The organism is Streptomyces sp. NPDC051315 (assembly GCF_044455165.1).
Classification (GTDB): domain Bacteria; phylum Actinomycetota; class Actinomycetes; order Streptomycetales; family Streptomycetaceae; genus Streptomyces.
Map to the genome: position 1 here is coordinate 1 of NZ_JBITEN010000012.1, position 13,637 is coordinate 13,637.

At 73.2% G+C, this 13,637-nt stretch carries 8 protein-coding genes and 1 pseudogene; 6 read left to right on the top strand and 3 right to left on the bottom strand.

Annotated features, from left to right (window positions below; all coding sequences use genetic code 11):
• Nucleotides 1–176: 176 nt before the first annotated feature.
• The 5 genes from ACIBBD_RS22770 to moeZ all read left to right on the top strand — a co-directional run bounded on the left by ACIBBD_RS22770 (nucleotide 177) and on the right by moeZ (nucleotide 6,696).
• Nucleotides 177–2,132 (top strand): DUF3492 domain-containing protein, encoded by a 1,956-nt coding sequence (locus tag ACIBBD_RS22770; RefSeq protein ID WP_399421315.1) that lies wholly within the window; start codon nucleotides 177–179, stop codon nucleotides 2,130–2,132.
• Complete coding sequence (locus ACIBBD_RS22775) at nucleotides 2,129–3,442, top strand: hypothetical protein (RefSeq protein WP_399421316.1); 1,314 nt, start codon at nucleotides 2,129–2,131, stop codon at nucleotides 3,440–3,442. The genes ACIBBD_RS22770 and ACIBBD_RS22775 overlap by 4 nt, the downstream gene beginning before the upstream one ends.
• A gap of 303 nt (nucleotides 3,443–3,745) precedes the next feature.
• Entirely contained in the window at nucleotides 3,746–4,708 is a 963-nt protein-coding gene (locus ACIBBD_RS22780) for an NAD-dependent epimerase/dehydratase family protein (protein ID WP_399421317.1), read from the top strand.
• A complete protein-coding gene (locus ACIBBD_RS22785; RefSeq protein ID WP_399421318.1) occupies nucleotides 4,696–5,454 on the top strand; it encodes a spherulation-specific family 4 protein in 759 nt (252 codons plus the stop codon). Before ACIBBD_RS22780 ends, ACIBBD_RS22785 begins: the two co-directional genes overlap by 13 nt.
• Before the next feature lie 63 nt (nucleotides 5,455–5,517).
• A complete protein-coding gene (moeZ, locus tag ACIBBD_RS22790) occupies nucleotides 5,518–6,696 on the top strand; it encodes an adenylyltransferase/sulfurtransferase MoeZ (protein WP_399421319.1) in 1,179 nt (392 codons plus the stop codon).
• A gap of 65 nt (nucleotides 6,697–6,761) precedes the next feature.
• Here moeZ and ACIBBD_RS22795 read toward each other — a convergent pair whose 3' ends face one another.
• From ACIBBD_RS22795 to ACIBBD_RS22805, 3 genes and pseudogenes are all read right to left on the bottom strand, one after another.
• Complete coding sequence (locus ACIBBD_RS22795; RefSeq protein ID WP_399421320.1) at nucleotides 6,762–8,327, bottom strand: alpha/beta hydrolase; 1,566 nt, start codon at nucleotides 8,325–8,327, stop codon at nucleotides 6,762–6,764.
• Between the two features lie 162 nt (nucleotides 8,328–8,489).
• A pseudogene (locus ACIBBD_RS22800) lies at nucleotides 8,490–10,038 on the bottom strand (alpha/beta hydrolase).
• 300 nt (nucleotides 10,039–10,338) lie between these two features.
• The gene (locus tag ACIBBD_RS22805) at nucleotides 10,339–13,050 is read right to left on the bottom strand and encodes a lysylphosphatidylglycerol synthase domain-containing protein (RefSeq protein ID WP_399421321.1); all 2,712 of its coding nucleotides are present in this window, start codon (nucleotides 13,048–13,050) and stop codon (nucleotides 10,339–10,341) included.
• Between the two features lie 183 nt (nucleotides 13,051–13,233).
• Here ACIBBD_RS22805 and ACIBBD_RS22810 point away from each other — a divergent pair, with 183 nt between their 5' ends.
• Nucleotides 13,234–13,620, top strand: coding sequence for an MGMT family protein (locus ACIBBD_RS22810; RefSeq protein ID WP_399421322.1), 387 nt, complete (start codon nucleotides 13,234–13,236; stop codon nucleotides 13,618–13,620).
• The last annotated feature ends 17 nt before the right edge of the window (nucleotides 13,621–13,637 follow it).

A 13,637-nucleotide genomic window follows, 5' to 3' on the forward strand; every position in this document is an offset into this window, starting at 1 on the left:
CCCCCCCCCCCCCCCCCCCCCCCCCCCCCCCCCCCCCCCCCCCCCCCCCCCCCCCCCCCCCCCCCCCCCCCCCCCCCCCCCCCCCCCCCCCCCACCGCCTTGTCCGCATACGTTCTTCCCGCTGTGAGCCGTCGGGTCAACGACGGCTCCCCAAACGGGAGATCGGGGGTGCACACGTGCGCATCGGACTGTTTACGGAGGGTGGCTATCCGTATGTGAACGGTGACGCCGTCCTGTGGTGCGACCGGCTCGTGCGCGGGCTCGGGCAGCACGAGTTCGACCTCTTCGCGCTCAGCCGCAGTGAGCACCAGGAGGCCGCCGGCCGGGTCGAACTGCCGCCGCAGGTCGGCCGGGTGCGTACGGCGTCGCTGTGGAAGGCCGAGGACGACGGGGTGGCGTACGGGCGCCGTGCGCGCCGGCGCTTCGCCGAGTGCTACGGCGAGTTGGTGGCCGTCCTGTGCGAGGGGGGTTCCGCCGACGCCTCGGGGGACCGTTTCGCTTCCCAGGCGGACCGTTTCGGCAACGCACTGTACGGACTCGCCGACCTCGCCCGCGACGAGGGCGGCCTGGTCGGGGCGCTCCGCTCGGAAGGCGCCGTGCGCGCTCTGGAGCGCGCCTGTCGTGCGCCCGGCGCGCTCCGTACGGCGCGTGAGGCGCGCGTACCCGATCTGCTCGCCGTGACCGCTGATCTGGAGCGCCTGCTGCGCCCCCTCTCGGTCGACTGGTACGAGGACGACGGGCCCAGCGGGCTCGGCTCGGTCGACCTGTGCCATGCGGCGTCCGGGGGTGCCGCCGCGCTGCCGGGGTTGCTGGCGCGGCACTTCTTCGGGGTGCCCCTGGTGGTGACGGAGTACGGGGTGCGGCTGCGGACCCACTACCTGACCTCCGGTGCCGGGGCGGATGCCTCGGCCGCCCCGGCCACCTCGGTCGGCCCGGTCGCCTCCGCGGTCTCGGTCGTCCCGTCCACGGGGGCGGCCCCCGCCGTGCGTGCCCTGCTCGCCGCCTTCCACGGGCGGCTCGCCGCCGAGGTGTACCGGCAGGCCGTGTGTGTCACGTCCGGGAACGCGCACGCCCGCCGCTGGCAGGAGCGGTGCGGCGCCGACCGCGCCAAGCTGCGCACCGTCTACCCGGGCATGGAGGCCGCCCGTTTCGCCGAGGTCGGCGACGCCCCGGACTCCGCCGATCCGCGCACCCTGGTCTGGGTCGGCCGGGTGGAACCGGCCAAGGACCTGGTGTCCCTGCTGCACGCCTTCGCGGAGATCCGCAGGCAGGTGCCCGGAACCCGGCTGCGGATCATCGGCGGGCCGAGCGGAACCGAGGGGCAGGCGTACCTCGGCCACTGCCGGATGCTGGCCGCGCAGCTCTTCCCCGACGAGGCGGACGGGCCGCACTCGGTCGGTGACAACCCCGTGTCCTTCGAGGAGGTCGGCGGTCCGGAGGTGCCCGGCCTCGCGGACGCGTACGCGGCGGGCGCCGTCGTCGTCCTGTCCAGCGTCGTCGAGGGCTTCCCCGTGGGCCTGGTCGAGGCCATGTTCTGCGGGCGGGCGACCGTATCGACGGACGTCGGCGCGGTGGTCGAGGTCATCGGCGGCACGGGGCTGGTCGTGCCGCCGCGCAACCCGCGGGCGCTCGCGGAGGCGTGTGTGGCGCTGTTGCGTGATCCCGAGCGCCGTGCGCGCCTGGGCGCGGCCGCCCGCGCACGCGCCCTCGAGCTCTTCACGGTCGAGCAGAACGTCGCGGGGTTTCACGGCATCTACCTGGAGGTCGTCTCCCGCAGCCCGGTCCGTCGCCTCGTCCTCGACGGGGCCGGGGAGCCCCGGCCGTTCGCCGTCCCGGCGGAGGCGTGGCTGCCGGGCCGCTGGACCGGCCTCGGCGAGCGGACCGCCGCCCCGCACGGCGGCGGACCGCCGAGGCCGCCCGAACCGCCGTTACAGGCCGTGTCACCGGTGCCGGGTGCATGGCCGGTGCCGGGCGTGTCACCGGTGCCGGGTGCATGGCCGGTGCCGGGCGTGTCACCGGTGCGGGGGGTGTCGGCAGTGCCCGTCCCGTCGCCGGTGCCGGGATCGGTCCTGCCGGTCACTTCGCCGGTGAGGGGCGCGTCACCGGTGATCGTGTCGGAGGGCGCGCGATGAGCGGACTGGGTGAACTGGACCGGCCCGGCACGCCGGAGAGCCCCGGTGCGTGGGACGAGCGGTCGGGCGGGTGGCTCGCGGAGGAGGGGAGCGAGGTGGGGCAGGGCCCTGACAAGGGGAGCGGCTCACCCTGGTCGGGCCGGGCGCCGGACACGCCTGCCCACACCCCCCGCGACCCGGCTGACGCGCCCCCTCAGCGGCCCCCCACCCCCCGCCGAGGCGCCGCGGACCCGGTGAAGGCCCTGATGCACCGCCACCGCGACCTGTGCGAACGAGCCGTCGACCCCTTGGAGATCGCGGCCGCCTTGGAGGCCCTCGGCGTCACCGACCGGACCGCCGCCCGCTTCCGGCACCGGAACGTCTTCTCCCTCGCGGAGGAGATGTACGCCCGCGTGCCCCGCGACAGCGACACCCCCGCGCGCCCGGCGCCGCCCGACACGCCCCCGCCGGCGCGCGCCGACTGGGCGCTGCTCACACTGCTGCCGGGCGCCCTGTGCGCCGCGACCGTCGCGGGCCTGCGCCTCACGCACGGCCGGACCCGTCTGTTCGTGGTGACCGTGGGCATCCTGGCCGTGGCCCTCGCCGTGCGCGCGGCCCTGCGCAGGGGCCCGCTGAGACCGCACGGCCCGGCCCGCCCGGTACGGCACCGGACCGGCGGCCGGACCTGCTGGCTCCTCGTCTACGCGGCCCTCGGTGACGGTCTGCTGCGCGCCGCCGCCCACGGCGGCCCCGACGACCTGCCCACCGGAGCCGCCGACGGCTCCTGGCCCCTTGCCGCCGCACCCCTGGTCACCCTCGCGCTGGCCTGCGCGCCCGCCGCCTGGAGCGCGCACCTGTTCGCCGTACGCTCCCGGCGCCGGCTCGACGCCAGCCGCGGTCTGGAGGAGTTCGCCGCCTCCGCGCGGCCGCTGCTGCTCGGCACTTGCGCGCTGTTCCTGGGCGCGCTCGCCGCACTGACCGGCCTCTGCGCGGCGGCCCTCGGCGAGCCCGCCGCCCACGCCCAGACCCTCACCCTGGGCGCCCTCCTCTTCCTCGCCCGGCTGCTGACCGTGCACGGCTTCACCCGCGCCCCGGCACTCGTCCTCGGGGCCGTCGGCGCCGCCGAGGCGACCGCCCTGGCCACCGTCCTCGCGGGCCGACTGCCGGGCTGCGGCTTCCTGGCCACCCCCGTCGACGCCCTCCTGGCCGACTGGGGCCCGGCCGGCGTCCCCGCCCTGTGGTGCGGAGCGGGGGCCATGACCCTGCTGGTCCACGCGACCCGCACGCTCAGCAGGGCCTCCGCCCACGCCCGTACGGACCAGCCGTGCTGACGCGCAGCCGCCCGACCGCGCCCCCGTCACCGTCAGCCCCTCGACCTCCGCGCGCAGCGCCACCCCCACCGTGCACGGACCGCACGACGCACGCGCTCCTCCACCCACGCAACACCCCCGAAGGAGAAACGAGATGACCACCTCCCGATCCGGAGCGACCGGAGCCACCGGGGCACCCGCGGTCGCAGGAGCCCTCCCGGTCACAGGAGCAGCCGGGACGACCGGAGCCGCCGGAGCGACCGGAGCGACCGGAGCAGCCGAGGCAGTCGGAGCGGTCGGAGCGCACACCCCGGGAGCCGCACGATGAGGGTCCTGCTGATCGGAGCCAACGGTTACCTCGGCCGCTTCGTCGCCGACCGCCTGCTCGCCGACCCGGCCGTCCAGCTCACCGCGCTCGGCCGCGGTGACGACGCCGACGTCCGCTTCGACCTCGCGACCGGCAGCCCCGGCGCGCTGACCCGCTTCCTCGACGCGGTCCACCCCCAGGTCGTCGTCAACTGCGCGGGTGCCACCCGCGGCGGTGCCCGCGAACTCGCCCGGCACAACACCGTCGCCGTCGCCACCGTCTGCGAGGCCCTGCGCCGCAGCGGCTGCGGCGCCCGTCTCGTGCAGATCGGCTGCGGCGCCGAGTACGGCCCGAGCCAGCCCGGTTCCTCCACGGCCGAGGACGCCGTCCCGCGCCCCGGCGGCCCGTACGGCGTCAGTAAGCTCGCCGCGACGGAGCTGGTCCTCGGCTCCGGCCTGGACGCCGTCGTGCTGCGGGTCTTCTCCCCGGCCGGCCCGGGCACCCCGGCCGGCTCCCCGCTCGGGCGGCTCGCCGAGGCCATGCGCCGCGCCATGCAGTCCGGCGACGGGGAGCTGAAACTCGCCGGCCTGGGCGCCCAGCGCGACTTCGTCGACGTCCGCGACGTCGCCCGCGCCGTGCACGCCGCCTCGCTCTCCGCCGCGCAGGGCGTCATCAACATCGGCTCCGGCCGCGCCGTCCGCCTGCGCGACGCCGCCGCGATCCTCGCGCGCGTGGCCGGATACGGCGGCGCCCTCCACGAACTCGACGGCCCGCCCGGCACCCACCCGCGGTCGCCCATCGCCCACCCCCGCGCCGACTCCGACCACACGGCCCCCGTCGCGTACCCGTACCCGGACGGCTGCGGCAGCTGGCAGCAGGCCGACGTGCGCACGGCACGCGACCGGCTCGGCTGGCGGCCCCGGATCAACCTGGAGGAGTCACTCGCCGACATCTGGATGGAGGCGGCGTGTCGTATCTGACGGGCACCCCGGCGGGTACCGCGAGAGCCGGCACCACCGGCGTCCGCACCGGCCTCGGCGTCCCCGGCTTCGCGCACCCCCTCGTCGCGCCCACCGAATGGGGCGAACTCACCCGCCCCGACCGGCCCCTGCACTGGGTCGTCCTCGACGTCGGCGACGGACCCGGTACCCGCCCCGACCCGCACTGCCTGGAGGCCGTCGGACGGCTCCGCAACGCCGGTGTCCGCGTCCTCGGCCACCTGGACCTCACCTACGGCGCCCGCGCCTTTCCCGAGGTGATCTCCGACGCGCAGCGGTTCCTCGACTGGTACCAGGTCGACGGCTTCCTGCTGGACCGGTGCCCGGCGGACCGCACGGCCCTCCCGGAGATCCGCCGCGCCACCGGCGTGCTGCGGACGCTGCACAGCGCGCCGCACATCGTCCTCGGCCACGGCACCCACCCGTTCCCCGGCTACGCAGAGAACGCCGACCAGCTCGTCACCTTCTCCGGACCCTGGAGCGACTACCGCTGGTCGCAGGCGGCCGAGTGGACCGCCGCCTACCCGCCCGAGCGCTTCTGCCACTTCGTGCACGGGGTGCCCCGCGGCCATCTCGAGGAGGCGTTGCGCATCGCCCGCTGGCAGGGAGCGGCGACGATCTGGTTCACCGACCGCACCGACCGCGGCGGGCTGCTCGACCCCTGGGAGACCCTGCCCGGCTACTGGGACGAAATCGTCTCGCGGATCGGAACAGGTGTCTCGGAATGAAGATGGCCATGGCAGTGTTACGGGGAGAACAACTGTAGTGATTGACCGACCAACGGAGTCCCCGTGTCGTTGCCACCCCTGGTCGAGCCCGCCTCGGAGCTCACCGTAGACGAGGTCCGCAGGTACTCCCGCCACCTGATCATCCCCGACGTCGGGATGGACGGGCAGAAGCGGCTGAAGAACGCCAAGGTGCTGTGTGTGGGCGCCGGCGGCCTGGGCTCGCCGGCGCTGATGTACCTGGCCGCGGCGGGCGTCGGCACGCTCGGCATCGTGGAGTTCGACGAGGTCGACGAGTCGAACCTGCAGCGCCAGATCATCCACAGCCAGGCTGACATCGGCCGCTCCAAGGCCGAGTCCGCCCGGGACAGCGTCAAGGGCATCAACCCGTACGTGAACGTGGTCCTTCACGAGGAGCGGCTCGAGGCCGACAACGTGATGGACATCTTCAGCCAGTACGACCTGATCGTCGACGGCACGGACAACTTCGCGACCCGCTACCTCGTCAACGACGCGTGCGTCCTGCTGAACAAGCCGTACGTGTGGGGTTCGATCTACCGCTTCGACGGCCAGGCCTCCGTCTTCTGGTCCGAGCACGGCCCCTGCTACCGCTGCCTCTACCCGGAGCCCCCGCCCCCCGGCATGGTCCCCTCCTGCGCCGAGGGCGGTGTCCTGGGCGTGCTGTGCGCGTCCATCGGCTCCATCCAGGTCAACGAGGCCATCAAGCTCCTCGCGGGCATCGGCGAACCGCTGGTCGGCCGTCTGATGATCTACGACGCCCTGGAGATGCAGTACCGCCAGGTCAAGGTCCGCAAGGACCCGAACTGCGCGGTCTGCGGCGAGAACCCGACGGTCACCGAGCTCATCGACTACGAGGCCTTCTGCGGCGTCGTCTCCGAGGAGGCCCAGGAGGCGGCCGCGGGCGCCACGATCACTCCCAAGCAGCTCAAGGAGTGGATCGACGACGGCGAGAACATCGAGATCATCGACGTCCGCGAGCCGAACGAGTACGAGATCGTCTCCATCCCGGGCGCCAAGCTGATCCCGAAGAACGAGTTCCTCATGGGCACCGCCCTGGAGGGCCTGCCGCAGGACAAGAAGATCGTCCTGCACTGCAAGACGGGTGTCCGCAGTGCGGAAGTCCTCGCCGTCCTGAAGTCCGCGGGCTTCGCGGACGCCGTCCACGTCGGCGGCGGTGTGATCGGCTGGGTCAACCAGATCGAGCCGAGCAAGCCGGTCTACTGAGCCGAGCTGCCCGACCTGACGGCGGGGGCCTCGCGCACCACGGGTGCCCGAGGCCCCCGCCGCCGTCATGAGCAGACCGTGCCGTCCTTCGGCACCGTGCCGTTCAGCAGGTAGCCGTCCACCGCCGAGTCGACGCAGTCGCTCCCACTGCCGTACGCACCGTGTCCCTCGCCCTTCCAGGTGAGCAGCACACCGACGCCCTTGCCCAGCTCGTCGGCCATCTTCCGCGCCCCCTCGTACGGCGTCGCCGGGTCCCCGGTGTTGCCGACCAGCAGGATCGGCGCCGCGCCCGCCGCGCTCACCTCCGGGGTGTCGAACTGCCCGGCCACCGGCCAGTCGTGGCACCAGCCGGCCGTGTCCCAGCCCAGGAAGGTGCCGAACACCGGCGAGATCTTCTCGAACTCCGGCAGCAGCTTCTTCGTCTGCTCCAGCGTCGGCCGCTGCTTCTCGTCCAGGCACGATATGACCCGCTGCGAGTGGGTCGTCGTGCCGTAGCGCCCCGAGGAGTCCCGCTCGTTGTAGGCGTCGGCCAGCGTCAGCAGCTCGGAGCCGTCCCCCTGCTCGGCCGACTCCAGGGCGCTGGTCAGGGTGGGCCAGCCCTCCTGGCTGTACAGCGGCAGGACGATGCCGGTGACCGCGAGGTTCTGCGTCAGCTTGCGTCCGGACGACGTCGGCAGGGGCTTCGCGTCGATCCGGTTCAGCAGGTCCGCGATCTTCGCGCTGCCCTGCTCGGGGTCCTGGCCGGTCGACTTCAGGTAGTTGTCCAGGGCCAGCTGGAAGCCCTTCGCCTGGTTCTTCGCGTGGCCCACCGTGTCGGCACTCGGGTCGACCACGGCGTCGAGGATCAGCCGTCCCACGTTCTTCGGGAACAGGTGGGCGTAGACGCCGCCCAGTTCGGTGCCGTAGGAGATGCCGAAGTAGTGCATCTTCTTGTCGCCGAGGACCTGGCGCATCAGGTCCATGTCGCGGGCGGTGTCGGTGGTCGAGACGTGGGCCAGCAGCGGTCCCGCGGCCCTCTCGCAGCCCTCGCCGAAGTCGGCGGCGTCGTCGAGGTAGGCCTGCTCCTCGGCCGTGGTGTCCGGCGTGGAGTCGACCGACTCGGCGGCCTGTATCCGCTTGTCGCTGCGGCAGCGGACACCCTCGCTGGCGCCCACCCCGCGCGGGTCCCAGCTGACCAGGTCGTAGCGCTCGCGCAGTGACGAGACCGTGGAGCCGTAGGCCGGCAGCGTCGACACACCCGAGCCACCGGGGCCGCCGAAATTGAACAGGAGCGAGCCGATCCGCTCGCCCTGGGAGCCACTGGCCCTGGCGCGGACCAGCGCCAGGTCGATCGTGTTCCCGTCAGGCTTCGACCAGTCCAGCGGCACCTTCAGCGTCGCGCAGCGCCACTCGCTGCTCGGCGCGGGAGAGTCCGAGCTGTCCTCGCAGCGCTCCCAGTCGAGCTTCTGCCCGGTCAGTGAGGCGGGCAGGGCCGCCGACGCGCCCGTCGTCCCGGAGGAGCCGGCCGACGGCCGCGCGCCCGTCGCACTCCTCTTGCCGTCCTCGCCCCCGTCCGACGTGCCGCTGCTGCAGCCCGACGCCAGCAGCGCGGCAGCGGCGCCCAGCGCCGTCCACCGTACGAATCGCGCCATGTGCACTCCCCCCTCGCGGAACCGTCCGCACCGGGCGGCGGACGGCTGTCAGGCCATAGTAGGCGGATCACGCCGCGTCCGTCGCAGCCTGTGGATAACCGTCTGACCTGGTGGTTTGTCCGCGATTCGGGGTGAGGTCCGAGCCAGGCCGCCGCGTGTGCCTCAGGAGCAGACCGTCCCGGCGGCCGGCACCTTCCCGTCCAGCAGGTAGCCGTTCACCGCCGCCTGCACACACTTGTTCTTGCTGTCGTACGCGCCGTGTCCCTGTCCCCGGTACGTCAACTCGACCCCGACGCCCTTGCCCAGCGCGGCCACCATCTTCCGCGCTCCCTCGTACGGGGTGGCCGGGTCGCCGGTGTTCCCGATCACGAGGATCGGCGCCGCACCGGGCGCCCGACACGACCGGATGATCGGCGGCGCCCGGCACCGCCCAGTCCGTGCAGCTGAGCATGCCCCAGGCCAGGAACTCCCCGAACAGAGGGGAGGCGGCCCGGAACTCGGGCAGTCTCCGCTCCACGTGGTCGACGGAGTAACGCGCCTTGTCGTCGGAGCAGTTGATGGAGATGTTGGCCGCGGCGAGGTTGCTGTACTCGCCGTTCTCCCTGCGGCCGTTCATCGAGTCCGACAGCAGCATGAGGGTCCTGCCGTCGCCGGCGTAGGCCTGCTCCAGACCCTCCGTGAGGTACTCCCAGAAGTCCTTCGAGTACAGCGCCTGAGCGATGCCGTTGGTGGCGGCGCTCTGCGTCAGCTCGCGGGGGAAGATGCCCTGGATCGGCCTGCGGTCGAGGTCCGTGAGGAACGTGGCGATCCGGTTCTTCACGTCCTCGGCGGTGTCCCCGAGGGGGCAGTCCTCGGTCTTCGACGTGCAGTCCTCGGCGAAGTTGTCGAGCGCGCGCTGGAAGCCCCTGGCCTGCCCGAGCGAGCCCTGCTCCGGCGTCTGGGTGGGGTCGACGACCGCGTCGAAGACGGCCCGCCCGACGTTCTTCGGGAACAGGTGGGCGTAGACGCCGCCCAGTTCGGTGCCGTAGGAGATGCCGAAGTAGTGCAGCTTCGCGTCGCCGAGGACCTGGCGCATCAGATCCAGGTCGCGGGCCGTGTCGGTGGTGCGCACATGCGGCAGGATCTTCTCGGAGTTCTCCTCGCAGGCCTCGTTGAACTCCTGGGTGTTGTCCAGCAGCGTCGAGCGCTCGGCGGAGTCGTCGGGCGTCATGTCCTGCTGGAAGTAGGCGTCGAGCTGCTGGTCGTTCTGACAGCGGACGGGGGAGCTGCGGCCGACTCCGCGCGGGTCGAAGCTCACCAGGTCGTAGCGGGTGCGCAGGGCCGCGTAGTCCTCGGCGAAGGCGGGCAGCGCGGTGACGCCGGAGCCGCCCGGGCCGCCGAAGTTGAACAGCAGCGAACCGATCCGCCCGCTCTTGTCGCCGCTCGCCTCCGCCCGGATCAGCGCGATGCCGATCGTGTCGCCCTCGGGCTCGTCCCAGTCCAGGGGCGCCCTCATGGTGGCGCACTGCCACTCGTCACCGTTCGCCAAGGGGGACGGTGCGTTGCCGCCGCCCTCCGCCTGAGAGGGGGCCGGGCAGTCCTTCCACTCCAGCTCCTGCTCCGTCAGGTCCTCGTCCTCGGAGTCGTCGCCGCAACCGGCCACCAGGGAGGTCAGCAGGACGGCGGTGGCGGCGGCCAGGGCGGCGACGCGCAGGCGGGAGGGGTTCGGCATGATCCCATCCTGGAGTCGCGCCCGCTCCCGCGCGCGGGGCGCGGTCCGTACGAGGTACGCCGCCGTCGTGCGTCCGGGCGTGGCCCGACGGGACCGGGCGCGGTCGCCGTCGGGCGTTCGGTCGGGGCCCGGGGTGCCGGGGTGAGGTGGCTGTCGTGCGTCCCGTCGGGGCCCGGGCGCCGGGCTGTCGTGCGTCCGGTCGGGGCCCGGGAGGACCACGGGGCGCGGTCGCCGGCGTGCGTCCCGTCGTGGTCCGGGAGGGCGCCGGGGGTGAGTCGCTGTCGGGCGTCCCCCGTGGCGCTACAGGGCGCCCTTGCGGGTCAGGTGGTTGAAGGCCAGCCAGCCCGGCAGCACCGGCAGCCACAGTGTCAGCAGCCGGAACAGGAGCACGGCAGGAGCCGCAACCTCCTTGGGAAGGCCGACGGCGATCAGACCGACCGTCAGAGTGGCCTCGACCGCGCCCACGCCGCCGGGCGTGGGCGCGGCGGAGCCCAGCGCGTTGCCGGCGAGGAAGACGACGGCGACGCTGGCGATGCTGATCGACGTCGTCTCGTCGCCGAACGCGCGGATCGACGCGTCCAGGCACATCACGAAGCAGGCGGTCAGCAGCAGCATGCCGCCGATGCCCGTGACCAGCTTCTGCGGCCGCTGCAGCACGTCCAGCATGCGCGGCACGACACCCGCGAAGAGCGACCTCACGCGCGTGACGACGAATTTCCGCAGGAACGGCACCGAGGTCACGACGAGCACGAGCACGGCGACCGTCAGCAGACCCGCGATGACCGTGCGGGACGGCGACAGCGACGGCGTCTTCTCGGTGCCAGTCAGATAGCCGAAGGACAGCAGCATCAGGATGTGGCAGCCGAGCCCGAACAGCTGAGAGGCGCCGACGCTGGCCACCGCGAGCCCCGGCCGCACCCCGGCACGCTGCAGGAAGCGCGTGTTGAGGGCGACGCCGCCGACCGCGGCCGGGGCCACGATCTTCACGAACGACCCGGCGACCTGCGCCGCCACCGTCCGCAGGAAGGGCACCCGCTCCGGCACGAACCCGAGCAGACTCATCGCGGCGGCGACGTAGCTCAGCGCGGAGAACAGCACGGCCGCGGCGACCCAGCCCCACTCGGCGTTGGCGACGAGCGGGCCGAACTCGATGTGGGTGAGCTGCGTCAGCAGGAAGTACGCACCGATGGCGCCGGCGATGAAGCTGATCAGGGTGCGCGGCCGCACGCGCTCCAGCCGGGCCGGCTCGACCGGCGCCTGGGGCCGGATCCGCAGCACCTCGTGCCGGATCTGCGTCAGCAGATCCTCCTCACGGGCCTCCTCCAGCGCCTCGTCGATGGCCCGCTTCTCGGCCCGCGCCTCCGCGCGTTCCGCCTTCTTGCCCGGCTTGTCGAGGGCCGGCTCCGTGTCGTGTCCGGCTGCCTCCTGGCGGGCCTGTTTGGACAGCCGGGACGCCTCCAGTACCGCCTCGCGCTCGCGCTCGGCCCGCTCCCGGGCCAGTTTGCGCAGCGTCGCGCGCGTGGAGCGGCTCAGTGCGATGGGCTGGAGCATGGGCAGGCAGTCCGCCACGGCGTCGGGACCGAGCACGCTCACCGCCGTCGCGACCGCGCGCTCGGCCCCGACCCGCAGGCCGAGCGTCACGAGCAGCTGGGAGGTGTCCATGCGCAGCAACAGGTCACCGGCCGCGATCTCGCCGACGCGCAGGTCGGTGAGGATCACCGTGCCGGAACGATCCACCAGGATCGCGTCGCCCACCAGCCTGCGGTGCGCGATGCGCCGGGACTGCAGGGCGCGTACCTGGTGCCAGGTGTCCCGCAGCAGCTCGTCGGTGATGTCCTCGTCCGGCAGCGAGTCCAGGGTACGGCCGCCGGTGTGCTCGTAGACCAGCATCACGGCGTCGGGGCCGAGCTCCGAGGTCGCGATCAGCTTGGGCGCGTTGGCGCCGGCCGCGATGGCCGCGTAGGCCAGCAGGGCCTCCTGCTCCAGTGCCTGGCGCAGCGACTGCAGGCTGCTGCGGGTGGCGAAGCCGCGCAGGGTGAGGTTGCGCCACGCCCGGTAGAAGAAGCCCTGCGCCTGCTGTTCGCGGTCGACCACCGTGACGTCCAGCGGCTGACCGTCCTCCAGGGTCACGAAGTAACGCCGGCCCCGGTCACCGGTCTCCGCGGTGTCCGAGGCCGGGAGCTCCTCGCGCGCGGCGCTCACCGGGCGGAAGCCGACATGGCGCAGACCGGCCATCAGCGTCCGCCCGGTGGGGCGGACGTTCGGCGAGCCGACCGCGTACAGCGTCCCGTAGGCCACCATCCAGCCGATCAGGACGGTCAGGATGATCGAGAACGGTGTGGTGTAGCCGGTGACGAGCATCGAGAACGCGTCGAGCATCAGCACGATCCACAGCACCGCCCGCCAGCGCGGTCTGCGTGACATGCCCACGGCCGTCATATAGGCGATGACCGGCGCGAGGTAACCGTGCACGGGGTCGGTGAGGGCGTGGATGTCGCCGGGGGAGGGCTGGGTGAGCGCCTCCTGGATCGAGCCGGGGGCGGCCTTGGCCACCCACAGGTCGGTGGCGAGGGTCACACCGTGCGCGAGGACCGCCGCGAGGACGCCGTCGGCGATGCGCAGGCCGTCGCGCTTGATCAGCCGCTCGATGGCGAAAGCCACCGGCACCAGCAGGATCGCGATGCTGGACGCCAGCCCCGCGATCTTGATCAGCAGGTCGGGTGCCTGTCCGGTGCCCTTGTTGATGTCCTGTTCCAGGCCCGAGGTCGTTCCGTGCGCAAACGCCGCGATGCCCAGCAGGACGATGACGCCGAGCACACCCACCAGCAGCCGCATCAGGTCGGACGGGCGGTGCACGCGCGCGGGGAGCAGCGGTTCGTCGCCCTCGACCTCGTCGATGTGCGTCACCTCGACGAACTCCGAGTCCTGTCCCGCCGCGTCGGCGGTGTCCGGGCGCGACGCAGCGTCAGAGGTGCCCTCCGCGTCCTCGGGATGCACACCCTGCTGCTTCATCGTCTCTTCTTGATCTCGTATCACCGGTCACCGCCCGCACGATGGTGGCATGCCCCACCGACACACGGGGGCATCAGGGTGCAAACGCGGGGCCGCACAGTCTGCCCGAACGGTCGCCGCGGGGCGAGGGTCACGCACCGCGGGCCCGTCGCATTGTCGGTGGGGTGGGGCAGGATGGGGCGGATGAGCGAGCAGAGCCTTCCGGACGACGCCCGCCCGGAGTACACCGACACGCTGCCGGAGTACGCCGAGCGGGTCCTCGACGTGGCCGAGCTGATCCCGCCCGGGCGGGTCATGACGTACGGGGACGTCGCCGAGTGGCTCGGCGAGGGAGGCCCCCGGCAGGTCGGCCGGGTGATGGCCCTCTACGGGGGAGCCGTCCCCTGGTGGCGCGTGGTGCGAGCCGACGGGGTGCTGCTTCCGGGCCACGAGCTGCGGGCCCTCGGCCACTACCGCGCGGAGGGCACGCCCCTGAAGGAGGCGGGCAGGGCCGCCGAGGGCCATCTGCCGCGCCTCGACATGAGACGCGCGCGATGGGACGGCGGCGGACGCGCGGAGGGTCACACCTGACAGCTTCCGCCATCGGA

Coding starts and splice junctions, on each gene's coding strand:
- ACIBBD_RS22775 (WP_399421316.1), top strand. CDS start 2,129: ATGAGCGGACTGGGTGAACTGGACCGGCCCGGCACGCCGGAGAGCCCC.
- ACIBBD_RS22780 (WP_399421317.1), top strand. CDS start 3,746: ATGAGGGTCCTGCTGATCGGAGCCAACGGTTACCTCGGCCGCTTCGTC.
- ACIBBD_RS22795 (WP_399421320.1), bottom strand. CDS start 8,327: ATGGCGCGATTCGTACGGTGGACGGCGCTGGGCGCCGCTGCCGCGCTG.
- ACIBBD_RS22805 (WP_399421321.1), bottom strand. CDS start 13,050: ATGAAGCAGCAGGGTGTGCATCCCGAGGACGCGGAGGGCACCTCTGAC.
- ACIBBD_RS22810 (WP_399421322.1), top strand. CDS start 13,234: ATGAGCGAGCAGAGCCTTCCGGACGACGCCCGCCCGGAGTACACCGAC.